Annotated in this window: 14 protein-coding genes and 1 pseudogene; 11 read left to right on the top strand and 4 right to left on the bottom strand. The window is 55.0% G+C overall.

Features of this window, described 5'->3' with window-relative positions:
* Positions 1-232: 232 nt before the first annotated feature.
* The 9 genes and pseudogenes from bcsR to AAYN39_RS15730 all read left to right on the top strand — a co-directional run bounded on the left by bcsR (position 233) and on the right by AAYN39_RS15730 (position 16,090).
* Positions 233-436 carry a cellulose biosynthesis protein BcsR gene (bcsR, locus tag AAYN39_RS15770; RefSeq protein ID WP_000282616.1) on the top strand — a complete coding sequence of 68 codons (204 nt, stop codon included), beginning with the start codon at positions 233-235 and terminating at the stop codon, positions 434-436.
* Entirely contained in the window at positions 437-1,189 is a 753-nt protein-coding gene (gene bcsQ / locus AAYN39_RS15765; RefSeq protein WP_000996130.1) for a cellulose biosynthesis protein BcsQ, read from the top strand.
* Positions 1,186-3,810 carry a UDP-forming cellulose synthase catalytic subunit gene (gene bcsA, locus AAYN39_RS15760; RefSeq protein WP_001275344.1) on the top strand — a complete coding sequence of 875 codons (2,625 nt, stop codon included), beginning with the start codon at positions 1,186-1,188 and terminating at the stop codon, positions 3,808-3,810. The genes bcsQ and bcsA overlap by 4 nt, the downstream gene beginning before the upstream one ends.
* Positions 3,811-3,820: 10 nt before the next feature.
* Positions 3,821-6,121 carry a cellulose biosynthesis cyclic di-GMP-binding regulatory protein BcsB gene (gene bcsB / locus AAYN39_RS15755; protein ID WP_000823808.1) on the top strand — a complete coding sequence of 767 codons (2,301 nt, stop codon included), beginning with the start codon at positions 3,821-3,823 and terminating at the stop codon, positions 6,119-6,121.
* 3 nt (positions 6,122-6,124) lie between these two features.
* Positions 6,125-7,234 carry a cellulose synthase complex periplasmic endoglucanase BcsZ gene (gene bcsZ / locus AAYN39_RS15750; RefSeq protein ID WP_000988805.1) on the top strand — a complete coding sequence of 370 codons (1,110 nt, stop codon included), beginning with the start codon at positions 6,125-6,127 and terminating at the stop codon, positions 7,232-7,234.
* A pseudogene (gene bcsC / locus AAYN39_RS15745) lies at positions 7,216-10,759 on the top strand (cellulose synthase complex outer membrane protein BcsC). The gene bcsZ and the pseudogene bcsC overlap by 19 nt, the downstream one beginning before the upstream one ends.
* Positions 10,760-10,932: 173 nt before the next feature.
* Positions 10,933-12,939 (top strand): biofilm formation regulator HmsP, encoded by a 2,007-nt coding sequence (gene hmsP, locus AAYN39_RS15740; protein ID WP_001266353.1) that lies wholly within the window; start codon positions 10,933-10,935, stop codon positions 12,937-12,939.
* 157 nt (positions 12,940-13,096) lie between these two features.
* On the top strand, positions 13,097-14,383 hold the full coding sequence (dctA, locus tag AAYN39_RS15735) for a C4-dicarboxylate transporter DctC (protein ID WP_000858232.1): 1,287 nt from the start codon (positions 13,097-13,099) through the stop codon (positions 14,381-14,383).
* 219 nt (positions 14,384-14,602) lie between these two features.
* A complete protein-coding gene (locus tag AAYN39_RS15730) occupies positions 14,603-16,090 on the top strand; it encodes a pitrilysin family protein (protein WP_001163190.1) in 1,488 nt (495 codons plus the stop codon).
* A 53-nt stretch (positions 16,091-16,143) separates the two neighbouring features.
* On the opposite strand, the gene AAYN39_RS15725 is transcribed toward AAYN39_RS15730, so the two are convergent.
* Complete coding sequence (locus AAYN39_RS15725) at positions 16,144-17,073, bottom strand: sugar kinase (protein WP_000037582.1); 930 nt, start codon at positions 17,071-17,073, stop codon at positions 16,144-16,146.
* Positions 17,074-17,301: 228 nt separating this feature from the next.
* Here AAYN39_RS15725 and pdeH point away from each other — a divergent pair, with 228 nt between their 5' ends.
* Together pdeH and AAYN39_RS15715 are read left to right on the top strand one after the other, a co-directional pair.
* Positions 17,302-18,069, top strand: a complete 768-nt coding sequence (pdeH, locus tag AAYN39_RS15720; RefSeq protein ID WP_000595629.1) for a cyclic-guanylate-specific phosphodiesterase — start codon at positions 17,302-17,304, stop codon at positions 18,067-18,069.
* Between the two features lie 109 nt (positions 18,070-18,178).
* Entirely contained in the window at positions 18,179-20,239 is a 2,061-nt protein-coding gene (locus AAYN39_RS15715; protein WP_000158664.1) for an AsmA family protein, read from the top strand.
* A 39-nt stretch (positions 20,240-20,278) separates the two neighbouring features.
* On the opposite strand, the gene AAYN39_RS15710 is transcribed toward AAYN39_RS15715, so the two are convergent.
* From AAYN39_RS15710 to AAYN39_RS15700, 3 genes are all read right to left on the bottom strand, one after another.
* Complete coding sequence (locus tag AAYN39_RS15710) at positions 20,279-21,601, bottom strand: MFS transporter (protein WP_001148985.1); 1,323 nt, start codon at positions 21,599-21,601, stop codon at positions 20,279-20,281.
* Between the two features lie 350 nt (positions 21,602-21,951).
* Positions 21,952-22,980: an inner membrane protein YhjD gene (gene yhjD, locus AAYN39_RS15705; RefSeq protein ID WP_000191231.1), complete on the bottom strand. Its 1,029-nt coding sequence runs from the start codon at positions 22,978-22,980 to the stop codon at positions 21,952-21,954.
* Positions 22,981-23,052: 72 nt separating this feature from the next.
* Positions 23,053-23,952: a LysR family transcriptional regulator gene (locus AAYN39_RS15700; protein ID WP_000358047.1), complete on the bottom strand. Its 900-nt coding sequence runs from the start codon at positions 23,950-23,952 to the stop codon at positions 23,053-23,055.
* Between the last annotated feature and the right edge of the window lie 594 nt (positions 23,953-24,546).

The raw sequence follows: 24,546 nt of genomic DNA, 5'->3' as shown, positions 1-24,546 counted from the left end.
ACTGTTTATCAGTTTACTAGCGAAAGCACAGAAATAAACCTAACATTGAAATTAAAACGCATCAGATTTAGCATGTGAATCAATTTGTCCGGCAGGATGCCCTGTAACTCTGCGCTTTGCATTTTTACACATTATAAATGATGTCACGGAAAGATGAAAAATGCGCGTTCTCCCGTATTGACGACGGGGCGTAATGCTGCCAGTGAGAAATATTTAAAAAGGAGCAACCAGAATGTATAACAATGAACCTGGCGCTCAGTCCGATCCAACGTTGGGCTACACTTTTCAAAATGATTTTCTGGCATTAAGCCAGGCGTTTTCACTACCCGAAATAGATTATACCGATATTTCCCAACGCGAACAGTTGGCGGCGGCGATTAAAAGATGGCCGCTCCTGGCTGAATTTGCGCAACCACATTCATTAAGGAAGCCATGAATGGCGATTCTGGGACTGCAGGGCGTGCGCGGCGGGGTGGGAACCACATCTCTCACCGCAGCACTCGCCTGGGCGTTACAAATCTTAGGGGAAAATGTCCTGGTGATTGACGCCAGCCCCGATAACCTGCTGCGCATGTCGTTTAACGTCGACTTCGTCCATCAGGGCGGTTGGGCGCGATCGTTGCTGGACGGCCAGGACTGGCGCGATGCCGGGTTACGTTATACCTCGCAGCTTGATCTACTGCCGTTTGGACAGCTCACCTCGCAAGAATGGGAAAATCCGCAGGCCTGGCAGGAGACGCTGGGAGAGATCGGATCGGCTATCCAGGCGCTGAAAGCGAGCGGGCGTTATAGCTGGATTTTACTGGACTTGCCCTACGGCGAGTCACCGCTGACACGACAGCTGGTGAGCCTCTGCGACCATACGCTGGCGATAGCCCAGGTTGACGCTAACTGCCATATTCGCCTTCATCAGCAGGCGTTGCCTGCCGGAGCGCATATTCTGATCAATGACTTACGCATTGGCAGTCAGTTACAGGACGATCTGTACCAGGTCTGGCTGCAAAGCCAGCGCCGGTTGCTGCCTATTGTGATCCATCGCGATGAAGCGATGGCGGAGTGCATGGCGTCGAAACAGCCGTTAGGCGAGTATCGCAGCGATTCGTTAGCCGCCGAAGAGGTGTTAACGCTGGCGAACTGGTGCCTGCTGCACGATGCGGGCGACAAAACGTCTGCCGGGAGCCTGCGATGAGCGCCCTTTCCCGGTGGCTGCTTATCCCGCCGGTTAGCGCGCGCTTGAGCGAGCGCTATCAGGGTTACCGCCGCCACGGCGCGTCGCCGTTTAGCGCAGCGCTCGGCTGCCTGTGGACGATTCTGGCGTGGATAGTGTTTCCGCTTGAGCATCCGCGCTGGCAGCGTATTCGCGACGGGCATAAAGCGCTTTATCCGCATATTAACGCCGCCCGCCCGCGCCCGCTGGACCCGGCCCGTTACCTCATTCAGACCCTCTGGCTGGTGATGATCTCGTCGACTAAAGAACGTCATGAACCGCGCTGGCGGTCATTTGCGCGCCTGAAGGACGTTCGTGGACGTTACCATCAATGGATGGATACCTTACCGGAACGGGTGCGCCAAAAGACAACGCACCTGGAAAAGGAAAAAGAGCTGGGACATCTTAGCAACGGCGCCCGGCGTTTTATTCTGGGCGTTATCGTGACCTTTTCACTGATACTGGCGCTGATCTGTATTACGCAGCCATTTAACCCGCTATCGCAATTTATCTTTCTGCTGTTGCTGTGGGGCGTTGCGCTGTTGGTACGACGTATGCCGGGACGCTTTTCCGCGCTGATGCTCATCGTGCTGTCGCTAACGGTCTCCTGTCGTTATATCTGGTGGCGCTATACCTCGACGCTAAATTGGGACGACCCGGTCAGTCTGGTGTGCGGACTGATTCTGCTGTTTGCGGAAACCTACGCCTGGATTGTGCTGGTGCTGGGGTACTTCCAGGTGGTGTGGCCGTTAAATCGTCAACCGGTGCCGTTGCCGAAAGAGATGTCGCAGTGGCCGACGGTGGATATTTTTGTACCGACCTATAACGAAGACCTTAATGTGGTCAAAAATACCATTTACGCTTCGCTTGGCATTGACTGGCCGAAGGACAAGCTGAATATCTGGATCCTTGATGACGGCGGGCGCGAATCATTTCGTCAGTTTGCCCGGCATGTTGGCGTGCATTACATTGCCCGCGCTACGCATGAACACGCCAAAGCCGGCAACATCAACAATGCGTTAAAACACGCGAAAGGCGAGTTTGTGGCGATCTTCGATTGCGACCATGTACCGACGCGCTCGTTTCTGCAAATGACAATGGGCTGGTTCCTGAAAGAGAAACAGCTGGCGATGATGCAGACGCCGCATCATTTCTTCTCCCCGGACCCGTTTGAGCGCAACCTGGGACGTTTTCGTAAAACGCCTAACGAAGGCACGCTGTTTTACGGACTGGTGCAGGACGGTAACGATATGTGGGATGCCACTTTCTTTTGCGGATCGTGCGCGGTGATTCGCCGTAAGCCGCTGGATGAGATTGGCGGTATCGCCGTTGAGACGGTGACGGAAGATGCGCATACTTCGCTCCGGCTGCACCGGCGAGGTTATACCTCAGCGTATATGCGCATTCCGCAGTCGGCGGGGCTGGCGACGGAAAGCCTGTCGGCGCATATCGGGCAGCGTATTCGTTGGGCGCGGGGCATGGTGCAAATTTTCCGCCTCGATAACCCTCTGTTTGGTAAAGGCTTAAAACTGGCGCAGCGGCTGTGCTACCTCAACGCGATGTTCCATTTCTTGTCCGGCATTCCGCGCCTGATCTTTCTGACCGCGCCGCTGGCTTTTCTGCTGCTGCACGCCTATATCATTTATGCGCCTGCGTTGATGATTGCGCTATTTGTGATACCGCACATGGTCCACGCCAGCCTGACTAACTCGAAGATTCAGGGCAAGTATCGTCACTCTTTCTGGAGTGAAATCTATGAAACGGTACTGGCATGGTATATCGCACCACCGACTCTGGTCGCGTTGATCAATCCGCACAAAGGGAAATTTAACGTCACGGCGAAAGGCGGACTGGTGGAAGAGAAGTACGTCGACTGGGTAATCTCGCGTCCGTATATCTTCCTTGTCTTGCTTAACCTGCTCGGCGTGGCGGCGGGCGTATGGCGATACTATTATGGGCCGGAAAATGAAACGCTGACCGTCATCGTTAGCCTGGTGTGGGTCTTCTATAACCTGGTCATTCTCGGCGGCGCGGTTGCGGTTTCGGTAGAGAGTAAACAGGTCAGGCGCGCGCATCGGGTCGAGATTGCCATGCCGGGGGCCATCGCCCGCGAAGATGGACATTTGTTCTCCTGTACCGTACATGACTTCTCCGACGGCGGGTTAGGCATCAAGATCAACGGTCAGGCGCAGGTGCTGGAAGGGCAGAAAGTGAATCTGTTGCTTAAACGCGGGCAGCAGGAATATGTCTTTCCAACGCAGGTAGTGCGCGTAACGGGCAATGAGGTCGGGCTGCAACTGATGCCGCTCACCACCAAACAACATATTGATTTTGTGCAGTGTACCTTCGCTCGCGCCGATACGTGGGCGCTTTGGCAAGATAGCTTCCCGGAAGATAAACCGCTGGAAAGCTTGCTGGATATTCTGAAGCTGGGCTTCCGCGGATATCGCCACCTCGCGGAGTTCGCGCCGCCTTCAGTAAAAGTAATTTTCCGATCGTTGACGGCGTTAATTGCCTGGATTGTATCGTTTATTCCGCGTCGCCCGGAGCGGCAAGCGGCGATACAGCCGTCGGATCGGGTTATGGCTCAGGCTCAACAATGATGATAATGCGATGAAAAGAAAATTGTCCTGGATGTGTGCGGCGGTAATAGGATTAAGCGCGTTTCCTGCTTTCATGACGGCGGCGGCGCCTGCGATGCCGCCATTGATCAATGCTGAACCCACCGAGCCTGCGCAGTCGCCCGTAACTGAGGCGCCCGTCGTGGCGCAGACCGCGCCTTCGCGCGAGGTCAAGCTGACCTTTGCGCAAATCGCGCCGCCGCCGGGCAGTATGGCGCTGCGTGGCGTTAACCCTAACGGCGGCATTGAATTTGGTATGCGCAGCGATGAAGTGGCGTCGAAAGCGGTGTTGAATCTGGAATATACGCCCTCGCCGTCGCTCCTGCCGGTTCAGTCGCAGCTCAAGGTTTATCTCAATGATGAACTGATGGGCGTACTGCCGGTGACAAAAGAGCAGTTGGGGAAAAAGACGCTGGCGCAGGTACCTATCAATCCGCTATTTATCACCGACTTTAACCGGGTGCGGCTGGAGTTTGTCGGCCACTATCGCGACGTGTGTGAAAACCCGGCCAGCAGTACTCTGTGGTTAGACATCGGGCGAAATAGCGCCCTGGATCTGACCTATAACATGCTGGCGGTGAATAACGATCTGTCCCACTTCCCGGTGCCGTTTTTCGATCCGCGGGATAACCGTCCGGTGACGTTGCCGATAGTGTTTGCTGACATGCCGGATCTGGCGCAGCAGCAGGCGGCTTCTATTGTCGCGTCCTGGTTTGGCTCGCGGGCGGGCTGGCGCGGTCAGCGCTTCCCGGTGTTGTATAATCACCTGCCGGATCGCAATGCGATCGTGTTCGCCACCAACGATCGACGCCCCGATTTCCTGCGCGATCATCCTGCGGTTAACGCGCCGGTTATCGAGATGATGAACCATCCGGATAATCCGTATGTGAAGTTGCTGGTCGTGTTTGGTCGAGATGATAAAGACCTGTTGCAGGCGGCAAAAGGTATCGCGCAAGGGAATATTCTCTTCCGTGGTTCCAGCGTGGTGGTCAACGATGTAAAACCGCTGCTGGCGCGCAAACCGTATGATGCGCCGAACTGGGTGCGTACCGATCGCCCGGTCACTTTTGGCGAGCTGAAAACCTATGAAGAGCAGCTCCAGTCGAGTGGGCTGGAGCCGGCGCCCATCAACGTTTCTTTGAATCTGCCGCCGGACCTCTATTTGCTGCGTAGCAACGGTATTGATATGGATCTCAACTATCGTTATACCTCGCCGCCGACCAAAGACAGTTCGCGGCTGGATATCAGTCTGAATAACCAGTTCTTGCAAGCCTTTAGCCTTAACAGCACGCAGGAAACTAATCGACTCCTGTTGCGCCTGCCGGTACTTCAGGGACTGCTGGATGGTAAAACGGATGTGTCTATTCCGGCGCTCAAACTGGGGGCGATGAACCAACTACGTTTTGATTTCCGCTACATGAATCCGATGCCGGGCGGGTCGGTGGACAACTGTATTACTTTCCAGCCAGTACCGAATCATGTGGTGATAGGGGATGACTCCACTATCGATTTTTCGAAATATTACCACTTTATCGCGATGCCGGATTTACGCGCGTTCGCCAATGCGGGTTTCCCGTTCAGCCGGATGGCCGACCTGTCTGACACGCTGGCGGTGATGCCGAAGACCCCAACCGAAGCGCAAATGGAAACGCTGCTGAATACGGTCGGCGCCATTGGCGGGCAGACCGGTTTCCCGGCAATTAATCTGACAATCACCGATGATAGCGCTCAGATAGCCGACAAAGACGCCGATCTGCTGATTATTGGCGCTATTCCGGGCAAGCTAAAAGACGATAAGCGTATCGATCTGTTGGTGCAGGCGACACAAAGCTGGGTAAAAACCCCGATGCGGCAGACCGCTTTCCCGTCGATTATGCCGGATGAGGCCGATCGCGCGGCGGATGCGCAGTCCACCGTCACCGCCAGCGGCCCGATGGCGGCGGTGGTGGGCTTCCAGTCGCCGTTTAATGATCAGCGCAGCGTGATTGCTCTGCTGGCTGACAGCCCGCGCGGTTACCAGCTACTGAACGACGCCGTGAACGACAGCGGTAAACGCGCCGCGATGTTTGGTTCCGTGGCGGTGATCCGCGAGTCCGGCGTTCACAGTCTGCGCGTTGGCGATATCTATTACGTCGGACATCTGCCGTGGTTTGAGCGGCTGTGGTATGCGCTGGCGAATCACCCGGTGCTGCTGGCGGTACTGGCGGCCCTCAGTGTGGTATTACTGGCGTGGGTATTGTGGCGTCTGCTACGTATTCTCAGTCGCCGTCGTCTCGACCCTGACCATGAGTAACGCATGATGACTATGCTGCGCGGATGGATAACGATGATCGTCATGCTGACGGCAATAAATGCGCAGGCAGCGTGTAGCTGGCCTGCGTGGGAACAGTTCAAGAAAGATTACATTAGCCAGCAGGGACGCGTTATCGATCCGGGCGATGCGCGAAAAATTACCACCTCCGAAGGGCAGAGCTACGCCATGTTCTTTGCCCTGGCGGCGAACGATCGACCGGCGTTCGCGCAACTGTTTAACTGGACGCAAAACAATCTGGCGCAGGGATCGCTGCGTGAACATCTGCCCGCCTGGCTGTGGGGACAAAAAGATCCCGACACCTGGTCGGTGCTGGACAGCAACTCCGCGTCCGACGGCGATATCTGGATGGCATGGTCGCTGCTGGAGGCCGGTCGCCTGTGGAAAGAGACGCGTTATACCGAGGTGGGCACGGCGTTGCTAAAACGCATCGCCCGCGAAGAGGTCGTGAATGTGCCGGGGCTGGGCTCAATGCTGCTACCTGGCAAAATCGGCTTTGCCGAGGCGAATAGCTGGCGTTTTAACCCAAGCTATCTGCCGCCGCAGTTGGCGCAATACTTTAGCCGTTTTGGCGCGCCGTGGTCGACGCTACGGGAAACCAATTTGCGGCTTTTGTTGGAAACCTCGCCGAAAGGTTTCTCGCCGGACTGGGTGCGTTATGAAAGCAAGCAAGGCTGGCAGTTGAAAGCGGAAAAGACGCTGATCAGTAGCTACGATGCGATTCGCGTCTATTTATGGACGGGAATGATGCATGATGGCGATCCGCAAAAAGCGCGTTTACTGGCGCGATTTAAACCGATGGCGACGTTAACGATGAAAAACGGCGTTCCACCGGAGAAAGTGGATGTCGTCAGCGGGAATGCGCAAGGGACGGGGCCGGTCGGGTTTTCCGCCGCTTTACTGCCTTTCCTGCAAAATCGCGGCGCCCAGGCCGTGCAGCGACAGCGGGTCGCAGACCATTTTCCTGGCAGCGATGCCTATTACAACTATGTGCTGACTCTCTTTGGACAAGGCTGGGATCAGCACCGTTTTCGCTTCACCGTCAAAGGTGAATTATTACCTGACTGGGGCCAGGAATGCGTAAGTTCACGTTAAGTCTCATGCACGCTTTTTTGCTGGCTGGCGGTCGAAATGCCTTACCTGGCAAAAGGGGCGTTTCTCGGGCATTGTTGGGGTTATCGCTTGGTATGGCGCTAACACCGCTTGCCGGCGCAGCGACCTCCGCGCAGCAACAGTTGCTGGAGCAGGTGCGGCTGGGCGAGGCCACGCACCGTGAGGACTTAGTCCGTCAGTCGCTCTATCGCCTGGAGCTGATCGACCCCAATGATCCACAGGTTATCGCCGCCCGTTTCCGCTATCTGTTGCGCCAGGGGGATAGCGACGGGGCGCAGAAGCTACTTGATCGGCTGGCGCAACTGGCGCCGGAGTCGACGGCGTATCAATCTTCCCGCACCGCGATGCTGCTCTCCACGCCGCAAGGACGCCAGTCTTTGCAGGAGGCGCGTTTACTGGCGACGACCGGTCATACTGAACAAGCGATCGCCAGCTACGACAAGCTGTTTAAAGGTTATCCGCCGGAGGGCGAACTGGCGGTCGAATACTGGACGACCGTGGCGAAATTGCCCGCCCGCCGTCACGAAGCGATTAACCAGCTACAGAAAATCAATGCCGTCAGTCCGGGTAATAACGCTCTGCAAAATGCGCTGGCGCAACTGTTGTTCGCCAGCGGGCGGCGCGATGAGGGATTCGCGGTGCTAAAACAGATGGCGAAATCCAGTACGGGACGCAGCGCGGCCTCCGCCATCTGGTACCAGCAGATAAAAGATCTCCCGGTTAGCGACGCCAGCGTAAAAGCGTTGCAAGACTATCTGACGCAGTTTAGCGAAGGCGATAGCGTGTCTGCCGCCCGCGCCCAGCTTAGCGAGCAGCAAAAACAGTTAGCCGATCCGGCGTTTCGCGCGCGCTCGCAGGGCATCGCGGCGGTTAATGCCGGAGAAGGCGGCAACGCTATTGCGCAATCGCAGCAGGCGGTGAGCGCCCGGCAGGACGACAGCGAGGCGGTCGGCGCGCTGGGGCAGGCATACTCACAGCGTGGCGATCGCGCCCGCGCCGTCGCGCAGTTTGAAAAGGCGCTGGCGATGGCGCCGCACAGCAGCAGCCGCGATAAGTGGGAGAGCCTGCTGAAGGTCAATCGCTACTGGCTGTTAATTCAGCAGGGCGACGCGGCCTTAAAAGCGAATAATCTGGCTCAGGCGGAGCGTTTCTATCAGCAGGCGCGAGCAGTGGATAACACCGACAGCTACGCGGTGCTGGGGCTGGGGGATGTGGCGATGGCGCGCAAAGATAATGCCGCCGCCGAACGTTATTATCAGCAGACGCTGCGTATGGACAGCGGTAATACCAATGCTGTACGCGGGCTGGCGAATCTTTATCGTTAGCAGTCGCCGCAAAAAGCCGCCGCGTTTATCGCTTCTCTTTCCGCCAGCCAGCGGCGCAGTATCGACGATATCGAACGCAGTCTGGAAAATGACCGTCTGGCGCAGCAGGCGGAAACGCTGGAAAGCGAGGGCAAATGGGCGCAGGCCGCAGAACTGCACCGCCGCCGGCTGGCATTAGATCCGGGGAGCGTGTGGGTAACGTATCGACTGTCACGCGATCTGTGGCAGGCCGGACAGCACGCCCAGGCCGATGCGCAAATGCGCTCTCTGGCGCAGCAGAAGCCAAACGATCCGGAACAGGTCTATGCTTATGGGCTTTATCTTTCCGGCAGCGATCGGGGCCGGGCGGCGCTGGCGCATCTCAATACCCTGCCGACCAGCCAGTGGAACAGCAATATTCAGGAACTGGCGGGCCGATTGTAAAGTAACCAGGTGCTGGAAAGCGCTAACCGCTTGCGCGATAGCGGCAAAGAACGCGAAGCGGAAGCGTTGTTACGTCAGCAGCCGCCCTCTACGCGCATTGCGTTAACGTTGGCGGACTGGGCGCAGCAGCGTGGCGATAATGCGGCGGCCCGCGCCGCTTATGACGCCGTTCTGGCGCGGGAACCGGGTAATGTCGATGCCATGCTGGGGCGGGTGGAAATCGACATCGCACAGGGCGATAACGCTGCGGCGCGCGCTCAACTGGCGGCGCTGCCTGCGTCGCAAATCACCTCTATTAACATGCAGCGCCGCGTCGCGCTGGCGCAGCTCCAGCTTGGCGATATCACGGCGGCGGCGCGGATCTTTAACCGCATTACGCCGCAGGCAAAAGCACAGCCGCCATCAATGGAAAGCGCGATGGTATTGCGTGACGCCGCCGCTTTTCAGGCGCAAACGGGCGAGCCGCAGCGGGCGCTGGAGACCTACAAAGAGGCAATGGTCGCCGCGGCGATTACGCCGGTTCGCCCCCAGGATAACGATACCTTTACCCGCCTGACGCGCAATGATGAAAAAGATGACTGGCTAAAACGCGGCGTGCGTAGCGATGCGGCGGAGTTGTACCGTCAGCAGGATCTCAATGTCACGTTGGCGCACGATTATTGGGGGTCGAGCGGGACTGGCGGCTACTCCGATCTGAAGGCGCATACCACGATGCTTCAGGTGGATGCGCCCTGGTCGGACGGACGGGCGTTCTTTCGTACTGATATGGTGAATATGGATGTTGGTCGCTTCTCTACGGATGCAGATGGGAAATACGATAATAACTGGGGTACCTGTACGCTGGAGAAATGCAGCGGACATCGTAGCCAGGCCGATACGGGCGCGAGCGTGGCGGTCGGCTGGCAGAATGAGACCTGGCGCTGGGATATCGGCACGACGCCGATGGGCTTTAATGTCGTTGATGTGGTCGGCGGCGTCAGCTATAGCGACGATATCGGGCCGTTGGGTTATACCCTGAACGCGCATCGTCGCCCGATCTCCAGCTCGCTGCTGGCGTTTGGCGGGCAAAAGGACGCCAGCAGCAATACCGGCACCAAATGGGGCGGCGTGCGGGCCAACGGCGGCGGCGTCAGTCTCAGCTATGATAAAGGCGAAGCAAACGGTGTCTGGGCGTCGCTCAGCGGCGACCAGTTGAGCGGTAAAAATGTGGAAGATAACTGGCGCGTGCGCTGGATGACCGGTTATTACTATAAGGTGATTAACGAGAATAACCGCCGCGTTACCGTCGGGCTGAATAACATGATCTGGCATTACGACAAAGATCTGAGCGGTTATTCACTGGGTCAGGGCGGTTATTATAGCCCGCAGGAATACCTGTCGTTTGCGGTGCCGGTGATGTGGCGGCAGCGTACGGAAAACTGGTCGTGGGAGTTAGGCGGCTCGGTATCCTGGTCGCACTCCCGGCAACCGTACCATGCCGCGTTATCCGCTGATGAATTTGATTCCGGCGGATTATCAGGAGGATGCGCGTGACCAGACCAACGGCGGCGGCAGCAGTCAGGGATTTGGCTATACCGCGCGGGCGCTCATTGAACGCCGGGTCACTGCCAACTGGTTTGTGGGTACGGCTGTCGATATTTAGCAGGCGAAAGATTATACCCCCAGTCATCTGCTGCTGTATGTCCGTTATTCCGCGGCAGGCTGGCAGGGGGATATGGATTTACCGCCGCAGCCTCTGGTGCCTTACGCTGACTGGTAATCATTGCGTCAGGCCTACGTATTGACAGGCGTCGTAGGCCTGAGAAGCGCAGCGCCATCAGACGCTATCATTAACCGTTATTCAGAAAAGTCCTTTTCAGATACAGCCTCTCTTAATGCCGCTGCAATCGGGTATACTCAGGCGGCAGTCCGGGATATCCAGGGAGAGTCAATTTGCGCGTCAGCCGCTCGTTAACAATTAAACAGATGGCAATGGTTGCGGCCGTTGTCATGGTGTTTGTTTTTGTCTTTTGCACCGTTTTGTTGTTCCATCTGGTACAGCAGAACCGCTACAACACGGCTACGCAACTGGAAAGCATCGCGCGCTCTGTTCGGGAACCTCTTTCTTCCGCGATTTTAAAAGCGGATCTCCCCGGCGCGGAAACCATTCTGGAAAGTATTAAACCTGCGGGCGTGGTGAGTCGCGCCGATGTGGTATTGCCGAATCAGTTCCAGGCGTTGCGTAAGCGCTTCATTCCTGAACGCCCCGTCCCGGTTATGGTGACGCGTCTCTTCGAACTGCCGGTACAAATTTCTTTGCCGGTTTATTCGCTGGAGCGTCCCGCCAATCCGCAACCGCTGGCCTACCTTGTATTGCAGGCGGATTCGTACCGTATGTACAAGTTCGTCATGAGCGCGCTCTCTACGTTAGTGACCATTTACTTACTTTTATCGCTGATCCTGACGGTGGCCATCGCCTGGTGCGTAAACCGCCTGATTGTGCATCCGCTGCGCAAAATCGCCCGCGAGCTGAACGACATTCCGCAGCAGGAGCTGATCGGACATCAGCTGGCGTTGCCGCGTCTGCATCAGGATGATGAAATTGGGATGCTGGTGCGCAGCTATAACCTCAACCAGCAGCTTATGCAGCGTCAACGCGAGGAGCAAACGGACAACGCGATGCGTTTTCCGGTTTCCGAGTTGCCCAATAAAGCCTTTTTAATGGCGCTGCTGGAACAGGTTATCACCCGCCAACAGACCACCGCGCTTATCATCGTGACGTGCGAAACGTTGCGTGACACGGCAGGCGTGCTGCAAGAAACGCAGCGGGAGATTCTATTACTGACGCTGGTTGAGAAGCTGAAGTCGGTGCTGGCGCCGCGCATGGTGCTTACGCAGGTCAGCGGGTATGACTTTGCCATTATCGCCCACGGCGTCAAAGAGCCGTGGCACGCCATCACATTAGGTCAGCAAATACTCACTATCATTAATGAACGACTGCCCATCCAGGGTATTCAACTGCGCCCAAGCTGCAGTATTGGCATTGCGATGTATTATGGCGATCTGACCGCCGAAGCGCTCTATGGTCGCGCCGTCTCCGCCGCGTTTACCGCGCGCCGAAAAGGTAAAAATCAGATCCAGTTCTTTGACCCGGCGCAGATGGAGGCCGCTCAACAGCGCCTTACCGAAGAGAGCGATATCCTTACCGCGCTGGATAACCATCAGTTTGCCATTTGGCTGCAGCCGCAGGTCGAGATGCGCAGCGGCAACGTATTAAGCGCCGAAGCCTTGTTACGTATGCAGCAGCCGGACGGTAGCTGGGAATTGCCGGAGGGGCTGATTGAGCGCATTGAATCCTGCGGCCTGATGGTCACGGTGGGCCATTGGGTGCTGGAAGAGTCCTGCCGCCAGCTTGCCGCCTGGCAGGAGCGCGGCGTGACATTGCCGCTCTCCGTCAATCTTTCCGCGTTACAGCTCATGCACCCTGGCATGGTGTCGGATCTGCTGGAATTGTTAAACCGCTATCGTATTCAACCGGGTACGCTGATTCTTGAGGTCACTGAAAGCCGCCGTATCGACGATCCGCACGCTGCCGTCGCTATCTTACGTCCGTTACGTAATGCTGGCGTGCGTATCGCACTGGATGATTTTGGCATGGGTTACGCGGGGCTGCGCCAGTTACAGCATATGAAGTCGCTACCGGTCGATATCCTTAAAATTGATAAAATGTTTGTCGATGGGTTACCGGATGATCACAGTATGGTGACGGCGATTATCCTGATGGCCCGCAGTCTTAATTTACAATTGATTGCCGAGGGCGTGGAGGACGAGGCGCAACGCGCGTGGCTGGAACAGGCGGGAGTCAACGTCGCGCAAGGCTTCCTGTTTGCTCGGCCCGTTCCCGCGGATATCTTTGAAGAACGGTATCTGTCGCACGAAAATCCTGATTACAAAAGTTAAAAAAGGTCGCGCTTGTGCGAGTCAGCTCAAACTTTTTAACATTTTTGTTTCAATTATGATCCTGGCGCATTTCTGTCATGTTGTGTGGGTGTTATTTTAAGGCCGCAGGTTACTCATAACCTTACAAGACCTGTGGTTTTTACTTCAAGGACACCCTATGAAAACCTCTCTGTTCAAAAGTCTTTATTTTCAGGTCCTGACAGCAATCGCCATTGGTATTCTCCTTGGCCATTACTATCCTGAACTGGGCGCACAAATGAAACCGCTTGGCGACGCGTTCGTTAAGCTCATTAAGATGATCATCGCTCCTGTCATTTTCTGTACTGTCGTGACGGGCATCGCAGGCATGGAAAGCATGAAAGCGGTGGGGCGTACCGGCGCGGTCGCGCTGCTTTACTTTGAAATTGTCAGTACGATTGCGCTGATTAACGGTCTTATCATCGTCAACGTTGTGCAACCTGGCGCCGGGATGAACGTCGATCCGGCAACGCTGGATGCGCAGGCGGTGGCCGTTTATGCCGCACAAGCCAAGGAGCAGGGCATTATTGCCTTCCTGATGGATGTCATACCGGGCAGCGTGATCGGCGCGTTTGCCAGCGGCAACATTCTGCAGGTCTTACTGTTTGCGGTGTTGTTTGGTTTTGCGCTGCACCGTTTGGGCAGCAAAGGCCAGCTCATTTTCAATGTGATTGAGAGTTTTTCGCAGGTCATTTTCGGCATCATCAATATGATCATGCGCCTGGCGCCGATTGGCGCATTCGGCGCGATGGCCTTCACCATCGGTAAATACGGCGTCGGTTCTCTGGTGCAACTGGGGCAGCTCATTATCTGCTTCTATATCACCTGTATTCTCTTCGTGGTGGTGGTGCTGGGGACGATTGCACGGGTAACGGGCTTTAGCATTTTTAAATTTATTCGCTATATCCGGGAAGAATTACTCATTGTGCTCGGCACCTCCTCTTCCGAGTCAGCGTTGCCGCGTATGCTCGATAAGATGGAAAAACTGGGGTGCCGTAAATCGGTGGTGGGGCTGGTGATCCCGACGGGGTATTCGTTCAACCTTGATGGCACCTCTATCTACCTGACGATGGCGGCGGTGTTTATCGCCCAGGCGACCAACAGCCATATGGATATCTTCCACCAGATCACGTTGCTGGTCGTGCTGCTGCTATCGTCAAAAGGCGCCGCGGGCGTGACCGGAAGCGGCTTTATCGTGCTGGCGGCCACTATCTCCGCCGTAGGTCATTTGCCGGTGGCGGGACTGGCGTTAATCCTCGGTATCGACCGCTTTATGTCCGAAGCGCGCGCGCTGACTAACCTGGTGGGTAACGGCGTGGCGACGGTGGTGGTTGCCAAATGGGTGAAAGAGTTAGATCACCAAAAGCTGGACGATGTGCTTAATAATCGTGCGCCGGATGGCAAAACGCACGAAATTTCCTCCTAATCTCGCCACTTATGCCCGTAGTCCCTTCCAGGACTGCGGGTGTTTGCGCATAATTGACCCCTGCGCCCAAAGCATACAGCATGATGCTTAGGGATTATTTCACTTCTTCCGTGACATTTTTAGGTTCTCGCGGTCTAACACGAAGTGTTTTTACGTCATATTCAGGCATCCCTGCCGGGGCTGTCTTTTTATTACCAGGATTGTTGATCAGGGGTTCACATGCAGGGCACAAAAATTCGACTCTTAGCGGGCAGTCTGTTGATGTTGGCCTCTGCCGGCTATGTGCAGGCAGATGCGCTCCAGCCCGATCCGGCATGGCAACAGGGGACGCTGGCTAATGGGTTACAGTGGCAAGTGTTGGCTACGCCTCAGCGCCCCAGCGATCGTATTGAAGTTCGTCTACAGGTTAATACCGGTTCGCTCACCGAAAGTACGCAACAGAGCGGGTTTAGCCATGCGATTCCCCGTATCGCGCTGACGCAAAGCGGTGGTCTGGATGCCGCACAGGCACGTTCTTTATGGCAGCAAGGATTTGATCCGAAACGTCCCATGCCGCCCGTTATTGTTTCTTATGATTCCACGCTCTATAGCCTCAGTTTACCCAATAACCGTAACGATCTGCTGAAAGAAGCGCTGACCTATCTGGCTAACGTCTCCGGTAAATTAACCATTACGCCAGAGACGGTGAATCATGCGTTAAGCAGCGAAGATATGGTTGCGACGTGGCCAGCAGATACTAAAGAGGGCTGGTGGCGTTATCGGCTGAAAGGATCGGCGTTATTGGGGCACGATCCCGCGGAACCGTTAAAGCAGCCGGTAGACGCAGCCAAAATTCAGGCTTTCTATGAAAAATGGTACACCCCGGATGCCATGACGCTGATTGTTGTCGGCAACATTGATGCGCGCTCCGTCGCCGAGCAGATCAATAAAACGTTCGGTACGCTGAAAGGTAAACGCGAAACGCCCGCCCCGGTGCCGACGCTTTCGCCGCTGCGGGCGGAATCAGTGAGCATTATGACCGATGCGGTGCGCCAGGATCGTCTCTCCATTATGTGGGATACGCCGTGGCAACCGATTCGCGAGTCGGCGGCGCTGTTGCGCTACTGGCAGGCGGATCTGGCGCGCGAAGCGCTGTTCTGGCATATCCAGCAAGAGCTTACTAAAAATAACGCGAAAGATATTGGTCTGGGGTTTGACTGCCGGGTTCTGTTCCTGCGCGCGCAGTGCGCCATCAACATTGAATCACCTAATGATAAGCTCAATACCAATTTGAGCCTGGTGGCGAATGAACTGGCGAAAGTACGCGATAAAGGTTTGTCGGAAGAGGAGTTTACTGCGCTGGTGGCGCAGAAAAATCTCGAATTGCAAAAGCTATTCGCGACCTACGCGCGTACCGATACTGACATTTTGACTGGACAGCGTATGCGCTCGCTGCAGAATCAGGTGGTGGATATCGCGCCGGAGCAGTATCAGAAGCTGCGTCAGAATTTCCTCAACAGCCTGACCGTCGATATGCTCAATCAGAATCTACGTCAGCAGCTATCGCAGGAGATGGCATTAATTTTGCTGCAACCGCAAGGCGAGCCGGAATTTAATATGAAGGCGTTAAAGGCGACGTGGGATGAAATCATGGTTCCGGCAACTGCCGCCGCTGTTGAAGCAGATGAGGCGCATCCGGAAGTGACGGAAACACCGGCGGCACAGTAAGCGGCCGCCTGTCGGCCCGGTAAGCGCAGCGCCACCGGGCAAGAACGAATGACTTACTGCGGCATCGCGTCGTGCGGAATAATGGCCCCACGGTACTGAATCACCGTGCTGGCCGTCAGGTGTCCGCGCTTCGCGGCATCCGTCGCGCTGCCGCCCGTCAAACGAACGGCCAGATAACCGGCGCTGAAGGAGTCGCCTGCGGCAGTGGTGTCTATCACTTTCTCTTTCGGCAGTTTTACTGCCGGAACGTCAATGAGCGCCTCGCCCTGAATCGAGACCAGGCAAGAGTCCGCCCCGCGTTTTACCACCACTTCCTGTACGCCTGCCGCATGGGTGCGAGCAATGACCTCTTCCACCGGTTGCTTACCCCATAGCGCGTCTTCATCGTCCAGTGTCAGGAAGGCGATATCAGTACATTCCAGCATCTTTTGATAGACCTGCTGCGTTTCTTCGCGACTTGTCCATAAACGCGGGCGATAGTTATTATCAAAAATGACTTTCCCGCCGTTGGCCCGGCATTCACGCAATAAAGACAGCAGCTTATCACGGCTGGTCGGGCTTAAAATCGCGAGGCTAATGCCGCTCAGGTAGAGATAATCGAAGGTCGCCAGCGTCTCGCAGATAGCCGCTGACTGCTCGCTCTCCAGCCAGAATTTCGCTGCCGCTTCGTTACGCCAGTAGTAGAAGGTACGCTCGCCAGTGTCATCGGTTTCGATGTAATAGAGGCCTGGCAGGCGATTTTCCATCCGCTGCGTTAGCGAGGTATCCACATTTTCATGCTGCCACGCCTCCAGCATCTGTTGGCTGAAACTGTCGGTACCCAGCGCCGTTACATAGTGAACGGCCAGAGCGGCAGAATCGACCTGACGGGCAATATAAACGGAGGTATTCAGCGTGTCGCCGCCGAAGCCGCGCTGAACATCAGCGCCTTTCTGCGACAGCTCAATCATGCATTCGCCAATCACGGCAATCTTTTTAGACATAGTCGTGAACCTGATCTGTAAAAATTAGCGTTAGTGTGCGCTGTGGATGTTTAGCGGTCAATAATATTAAAACATCGGTCCATTATTTTTTTGAGCAAGTGCGTATTTTTGACAAGTTTCGTGGTCTGTTTTTATTTTGCCAGGGACCGAGGGTAAAGTTCTCTGCCTGAACGCCGATAACCTTTGACGAGTCCGGACTGTCACACTCCCATTAACAGGACAACTGAGATGATAAAGCAGGTTATCCAGCAGCTACGCGTTCCTGATGCAGGTATAGAGAATTTGCAGGAACGGCGCTATTGGCTGCAATGCGAGCGTGCCTATACTTACCAGCCGATATACCAGACGGATGGCCGTCTGATGACGGTTGAACTTCTCACTGCCGTCACCCATCCTGATAACCCTTCCAGACGTATTGCCCCGGATCGTTATTTCGCGGAATTAGCGGTTCGACACCGCATTGACGTAGTAAAAGAACAACTTCATCAGCTTGAACAAAAAGCGGATTTTTTCACTCGCCATCGCTTATTGGCATCAGTCAATGTCGACGGCCCTACGCTGATTGCCATGCGACAACAGCCGGACATTCTGGCAGCGATGGAGCGCTTACCCTGGCTGCGTTTTGAACTGGTGGAACATATTCGTTTGCCGAAAGACTCCTCTTTCGCCTCGATGTGTGAGTTCGTCCCGCTGTGGCTGGATGATTTTGGTACTGGTATGGCCAATTTTTCAGCGCTGAGCGAAGTGCGTTATGACTACATTAAAGTGGCGCGCGAGCTGTTCGTCATGCTGCGCCAGTCCCCGGAGGGGCGCAACCTGTTCATTCTGCTGCTGCAACTGATGAACCGCTACTGCCGCGGCGTTATTGTCGAAGGCGTGGAGACTCTGGAAGAGTGGCGTGATGTGCAGCGTTCGCCCGCCTTTGCCGCCCAGGGCTATTTTCTTTCTCGACCCGTGCCGCTGATATCGCTCGAAGAGGTGATTCTGACCCTGTAACGCCAGACTGTTCCCGTAATACGTGGTATTACGAGGTGCGGTCATCCTCCTTTTTCGTCTGGCTGAACTATCTTTAGGACAGGCAAGGGAAGAAGTGAGGAAATAACACATGACTAAAGCAGGCAAAATAACCGCCGCCATCACAGGGACTTTCTTGTTGTTGATCGCCATAGTGATTTTGTTGATCGCAACATTTGACTGGAACCGCCTCAAACCGACCATCAACCAGAAAGTCTCTACCGAATTGAACCGGCCTTTCGCTATTCGCGGCGATTTAGGCGTGGTGTGGGAACGCCAAAAACAGGAGTCCGGCTGGCGAAGCTGGGTACCGTGGCCGCATGTTCACGCGGAAGACGTCATTCTCGGCAATCCGCCGGATATTCCGGAAGTCACGATGGTGCATCTGCCACGCGTTGAGGCGACGCTTGCCCCGCTGGCGCTCCTGACCAAAACCGTCTGGCTGCCGTGGATCAAACTGGTGAAACCCGACGCGCGTCTTATTCGTCTGTCCGAGAAAACCAATAACTGGACCTTTAACCTCGCGCAAGACAAGAATACGGACCCCAATGCTAAACCTTCCGCCTGGTCCTTCCGGCTGGATAATATTCTCTTCGACCAGGGGCGAATCGCGATCGATGATAAGGTCAGTAAAGCGGATATCACTATTCTGGTCGATCCGTTAGGCAAACCGTTGCCGTTCAGCGAAGTGACGGGAACGAAAGGCAAAGCAGACAAATCCACCGTGGGCGACTATGTCTTCGGCCTGAAGGCGCAGGGGCGTTATAACGGGGAACCGTTGACCGGTACGGGCAAAATAGGCGGTATGCTGGCGCTACGTAGCGAAAGTACGCCTTTTCCTGTGCAGGCCGATTTCCGCTCTGGCAATACGCGGGTGGCTTTTAGCGGCGTGGTGAACGAGCCGATGAAAATGGGCGGCGTCGATCTGCGGCTTAAATTCTCTGGCGATTCACTGGGCGATTTATATGATTTAACCGGCGTGCTGCTGCCGGATACGCCGCCGTTTGAGACCGATGGGCGATTGGTAGCGAAAATTGACGCCGAAAAGTCATCGGTATTTAATTATCGCGGTTTTAACGGGCGCATTGGCGACAGTGATATCCACGGCACCTTCACTTATACCACCGGTAAACCGAGCCCCAAACTGGAAGGCGATGTCGAATCGCGCCAGTTACGCCTGGCCGATCTTGGGCCGCTGATTGGCGTGGATTCCGGGAAAGACGCTGAGCAGTCGAAACGGTCTGAACAGCGCAAAGGCGAGAAGAATGTTCAGCCGGCGGATAAAGTGTTGCCTTACGATCGCTTTGAAACCGACAAATGGGACGTCATGGACGCCGATGTCCGGTTTAAAGGCCGGCGTATTGAGCATGGCGGCAGTCTACCGATTAGCGATCTTTCGACCCATATCATCCTGAAAAACGCCGACTTACGTCTACAGCCGCTGAAGTTTGGTCTGGCAGGCGGCAGTATTGTCTCCAACATCCATCTGGAAGGGGATAAAAAGCCGATGCAGGGGCGGGCGGATATACAGGCGCGTCGGCTGAAGCTTAAAGAACTGATGCCGGATGTGGAGCTGATGCAGAAAACGCTGGGCGAGCTGAACGGCGATGCGGATATTCGCGGCACGGGCAATTCGGTCGCCGCGCTGCTTGGCAACAGTAACGGCAATCTCAAATTATTGATGAATGATGGATTGATTAGCCGCAACCTGATGGAAATCGTGGGGCTGAACGTCGGCAACTATATTATCGGGCAGATTTTTGGCGATGACGAAGTGCGGGTTAACTGCGCGGCGGCGAATCTCAATATTGCGAACGGCGTGGCGCGACCGCAAATTTTTGCTTTTGATACAGAAAATGCGTTGATTAACGTGACCGGTACGGCGAGCTTCGCCTCTGAACAGCTCGATTTAACCATTGATCCGGAAAGTAAGGGGATTCGTATTATTACGCTGCGATCGCCGCTTTACGTGCGCGGGACATTTAAAAATCCGCAGGCGGGCGTCAAGCCCGGCCCGCTGATTGCGCGCGGCGCGGTTGCGGCAGCGCTGGCGACGTTGGTAACGCCCGCCGCCGCGCTATTAGCGCTCATTTCGCCCTCTGAGGGCGAAGCCAATCAGTGCCGGACGATTTTAACGCAGATGAAGCAGTAACGTGAAACGTCGCGCCGGATGACGCCATCCGGCGCCCTATTACAACGCCTGATGACGCGTCTCATGGGTTAACAGCAGTGCAATCAGCGTCAGCGCCGCCATTGACGCCAGGTAAACCCCTACCGCCGCCAGCCCGTAGTGGCTTTGCAGCCATGCGGCAATATACGGCGCGACGGAAGCGCCCAGAATCGATGACACATTGTAGGAAAACGATGCGCCGGTATAGCGTACTTCCGTCGGAAATAGCTCCGGCAGCAGCGCTCCCATTGGGCCGAAGGTCAGCCCCATCAGGCTCAGACCTAACAACAGGAACACGAATACCAGCGCTGGATTGCCTGAACCCAGCAGCGGGGTAAAGGCGAACAACGCGAAGAGAATGATGAGCGTGGTAATGATGACCATGCTTTTCCGACGGCCAAATGCGTCCGCCAGCAGGCCGGCGACGGGCACCATCACGCCGAAACCAATCACCGCCATCATCAGCATCCACAGTATTTCATTGCGCGGCAAGCCAAGCCCCACCGGCGCGGCGGCAGTGCTGTAAGTCATGGAATAGACGGTCATGATATAGAACAGCGTGTAGGTCGCCAGCATGATAAACGTGCCGAGAATGGTTACGTGGACATGCTTCGTCAGCAACGTGCCCAGCGGTATTTTTACCTGCTTTTTCGCTGCGGCGACTTTCGCAAACACCGGCGTTTCATGCAGCGACACGCGCACATACAGGCCGATAATCACCAGTACCGCCGAGAAGATAAACGGCACGCGCCAGCCCCAGCTCATAAATTGCTCGTCGGTCAGTAGCCAGGAGAGCAACGGGAAGGTGCCATTGGCAAAAAAGAAGCCGATCGGCGCGCCCAACTGCGGGAAGGAGCCATACAGCGCGCGTTTGCGCGGCGGCGCATTCTCCGTCGCTAATAACGCTGCGCCGCCCCATTCGCCGCCCAGCCCCAGTCCCTGACCGAAACGCGCCAGCGCCAGCAGCAGCGGCGCGAAAATACCTATCGTCGCGTAGCCCGGTAACAGACCGATAATGACCGTGGAGATCCCCATCGTCAGCAGCGAAGCCACCAGCGTGACTTTGCGGCCTACCCGGTCGCCGAAGTGACCAAATAGCGCAGAGCCGATCGGACGCGCCACAAACGCGATAGCGAAGGTGGCGAGCGATTGTAGCGTTGCCGCAGTGGGATCGCCCTGGGGGAAGAAGATAAGGGGGAACACGATCACCGCTGCGGTGGCGTAAATATAGAAGTCGAAGAACTCAATCGCGGTGCCGATAAGCGAGGCAATAACGACTTTATTGCGTGAGTTTACCGGAACATGTTCCTGCTCATGGTCGAGTGTTGTGGCGGTTGCTTGCATACTATTTTCTTATTTTTAGCGAACGAATAGCCATATTACGCACAGCAAAAGTTATATTTCAATGTGTAACAAAAGCCAAAAATGGTCAAAAAAAGCGCAAAAAGGGGATAATGTTTAAGCCAGCTATTTTGCGTCTATGAAATGCTTCACATAATTTTAGGATTGGTGGATAAAACTGGTTTCTGGTTAAATAAAAGTTAATTACCGGATTGATATGCTGAAACAATGAGATGAGGCGGAAGGACGTGCCTGATTGTACCGCCGGGTACGCTTTACATACCTGGCCTGGGTCCATACAGCAGTAGGCCGAATGACGACGCCGTGCGTGCCATTCGGCAGCAAGCCGCAGACTAGCGTTGCGTTTTACCCGGCATTCGCGGGTCGTCCTTATATTCGGCGGTGGCTATCCAGGCCGCGCAGAATAACGTCAGGCGGGCAAAAAAGTAGAAGAATGCCATCAGACCGAGTACGGAGCCAAACGCCGCGCCGGAAGGCGATTTCACCAGTGACGGCAGCGTATAAGTCATAATGATTTTAATCACCTCAAAACCGATAGCGGCGATAAATGTCCCGCGAATCAACGCTTTTTTACGGGGACGATGGCGAGGCAGTCGCCAGAAAATCCAGAAGAAAAGCAGATAGTTGGCAAAAATAGAGATGGCCAGACCGATCAAATGCCAGGCCGGTTTTAACCATTCGATGCTGTCGAGATACAAGGCGGAGATGATCATCTGCTGGGCGGAACCGGCGATGGAAGTAATGGACAGCGTAATGATTAAAGCGATTAATAATCCAATCAGCGAGATAAAATCGCGCAGATATTTGAGCCAGATTTTCTCCTGATCCTGCGGCTTGCGCTCCCAGACGTCCCGTGACTGGGCGCGAATCGCTTCCCGCAGGTTGCCCATCCAGTTAACGCCGGAATAGAGCGCGATACCCAGTCCGACCAGCCCTACCGTGGTACGCTGTTGAACCGCCGTATTAATCGTATTTTTAAGCGTGGACGCCAGCGTAGGATCGCTCACATTCATCAATATCTTGCTGAAAATATCTTCCAGTAGATTAGGGTGCGAGGCGAGGATAAAACCTGCCGCGGCAAAGGACACCATCATTATCGGGATCATCGACAGAAACGAAAAGTAGGTGATAGCCGCGCCAAACTGATTACCCAGTCGATCGTTAAAACGTTCGGTCGCGCGAATGAGGTGGGCCACCATCGGTTGACGCTGTATTTTTTGCATCAGGGTGGTGACGGAATGCAACGCCTGATTTGCCTTTTCGTTTTTTTCCGGGGCGTCATGCGGCTGCGTTTCTATTTTTTGTATCGGGTCGTGCTCCAGTTCCTGAATAGGGCGTTTTACGTCATTTTCCTGCGTCATCAGGTCGGTAGTCCTTCATCATTAATAGAATATGTCAGTATAGCTTCTCCCCGGTGGATGCTGAAAATGCGGCTACTCTGCGGCCTCTTTAATGGTTTCAGTCAGCCATACCATAAACAGGTGTACCCGGCGGGAAAGATTACGGCGATGGGGATAATGCAGCGTCACCGGCAGTGGAGCGGCGCGATATTGCGGTAAAATTTCAATGAGCGCTCCGGCGCGTAACGCCTCCCGTACAGCAATGCGCGGCGTCTGAATGATCCCTAATCCTGCCAGACAGGCCGTATGCCAGGTCTCCGTACTGTTTACCGTTAGCATTCCGCCGGTTTTTACCCACTGCATACCGTGGGGAGTTTCGAAGGCAAAACCCGGTGAAGAGACTCCCGGGGTCAATGAATAATGCACCATCGCATGTGAGGCGAGGTCGTCAAGGTTTTCTGGATATCCAAAGCGCGCCAGGTATTGTGGGCTGGCGCAGTTCACCCTTCTTAGTTTGCCAAGCGGGCGCGTCAGTATCCCTGGCGCATGTAGCGGCTCTGTGCGCACCACACAGTCGAAATCTTCCCGTAGTAAATCGACCTGTCGATCGCTACTACAAAGTTCCAGCGCAATGCCGGGATACTGATGCAAAAAAGTGAGCAGGCGCGGCATGATAAGGCTGTTTGCGAGACCTGGCGGGATATCTACCCGTATTTTGCCGCTGATACTGGCGGGATCAGGCTGGAAAAGACCCTCCAGTTCATCCAGGTTACTCAACAGATCTTTTGCCCGTTCGTAGTAAACCATCCCGTCCTGAGTAAGCTGTACCCGCCGGGTGGTGCGGTGGAGCAGGCGGATGCCCAGTTGATGTTCTAACGCTTGTATTTGCCGTGAGACGCTGCCTTTGGGAAGGCCGATATCTTCTGCTGCGCGGGAAAAACTTTCCCGTTCCGCCACGCGCACAAACAATTTCATTGCATATATTTTATCCATCATCAGGCTCTATTATTGTTTTTATTGAAACAGTGACGCTGAAGCGGCTGGTTTTATTGATTTTCTAGCATCTAATAAGCCCTTTCGCAATCATTGCTCGCGTGACGAATACGTCTGATCGCGTTGCGCGGCGGATTTATCGCCTTCCGGCTAGGCATTTTAGCGCCAAAAAGCCGATAAACGGGACGAGAGCGGTAAAACACGCTGATAGCCGCGGGTGTAGTGGGAGAGAGAAATGCATGTACATATACGGTATTGTCATTGACCCATCGTCGCGGTTTTCAGGCGGATTGGCTATTTTTTAACAAAATGTGCTACTTTATTTTTTGTAACACATAAGGCGAAAAGCAGATATTTCCTTTGTGACGCGCCAGGCGTACTCTTCATTAAATTAATATTCAAATTAGCCCTGTCTGTTTGTACTAATAAGATATTCCTTACTTTAAAACGCTAATGTTAGCGAATTCTGTAATCCCGATGTTGAAGCTGTAAATATTCATAACCTTTCTCTTCCTCAACCAATGACTATCGGTAAAATGGCCTATACCAAATGGCGACTTCTTATTTTACCCTACGGGTAATACCCTTCCTCAT

This window comes from Salmonella sp. K21076 (genome assembly GCF_039650795.1).
In the GTDB taxonomy this organism is placed as follows: domain Bacteria; phylum Pseudomonadota; class Gammaproteobacteria; order Enterobacterales; family Enterobacteriaceae; genus Salmonella; species Salmonella enterica.
The sequence above is the reverse complement of the archived record's forward strand: the minus strand, read 5'-3'. Positions and strand labels throughout refer to the sequence as shown.

Coding starts and splice junctions, on each gene's coding strand:
- yhjD (WP_000191231.1), bottom strand. CDS start 22,980: ATGACGCAGGAAAATGACGTAAAACGCCCTATTCAGGAACTGGAGCAC.
- AAYN39_RS15725 (WP_000037582.1), bottom strand. CDS start 17,073: ATGTCTAAAAAGATTGCCGTGATTGGCGAATGCATGATTGAGCTGTCG.
- AAYN39_RS15700 (WP_000358047.1), bottom strand. CDS start 23,952: ATGGATAAAATATATGCAATGAAATTGTTTGTGCGCGTGGCGGAACGG.
- AAYN39_RS15715 (WP_000158664.1), top strand. CDS start 18,179: ATGACTAAAGCAGGCAAAATAACCGCCGCCATCACAGGGACTTTCTTG.
- dctA (WP_000858232.1), top strand. CDS start 13,097: ATGAAAACCTCTCTGTTCAAAAGTCTTTATTTTCAGGTCCTGACAGCA.
- bcsA (WP_001275344.1), top strand. CDS start 1,186: ATGAGCGCCCTTTCCCGGTGGCTGCTTATCCCGCCGGTTAGCGCGCGC.
- bcsZ (WP_000988805.1), top strand. CDS start 6,125: ATGATGACTATGCTGCGCGGATGGATAACGATGATCGTCATGCTGACG.
- pdeH (WP_000595629.1), top strand. CDS start 17,302: ATGATAAAGCAGGTTATCCAGCAGCTACGCGTTCCTGATGCAGGTATA.
- bcsR (WP_000282616.1), top strand. CDS start 233: ATGTATAACAATGAACCTGGCGCTCAGTCCGATCCAACGTTGGGCTAC.
- bcsB (WP_000823808.1), top strand. CDS start 3,821: ATGAAAAGAAAATTGTCCTGGATGTGTGCGGCGGTAATAGGATTAAGC.
- AAYN39_RS15730 (WP_001163190.1), top strand. CDS start 14,603: ATGCAGGGCACAAAAATTCGACTCTTAGCGGGCAGTCTGTTGATGTTG.
- AAYN39_RS15710 (WP_001148985.1), bottom strand. CDS start 21,601: ATGCAAGCAACCGCCACAACACTCGACCATGAGCAGGAACATGTTCCG.
- bcsQ (WP_000996130.1), top strand. CDS start 437: ATGGCGATTCTGGGACTGCAGGGCGTGCGCGGCGGGGTGGGAACCACA.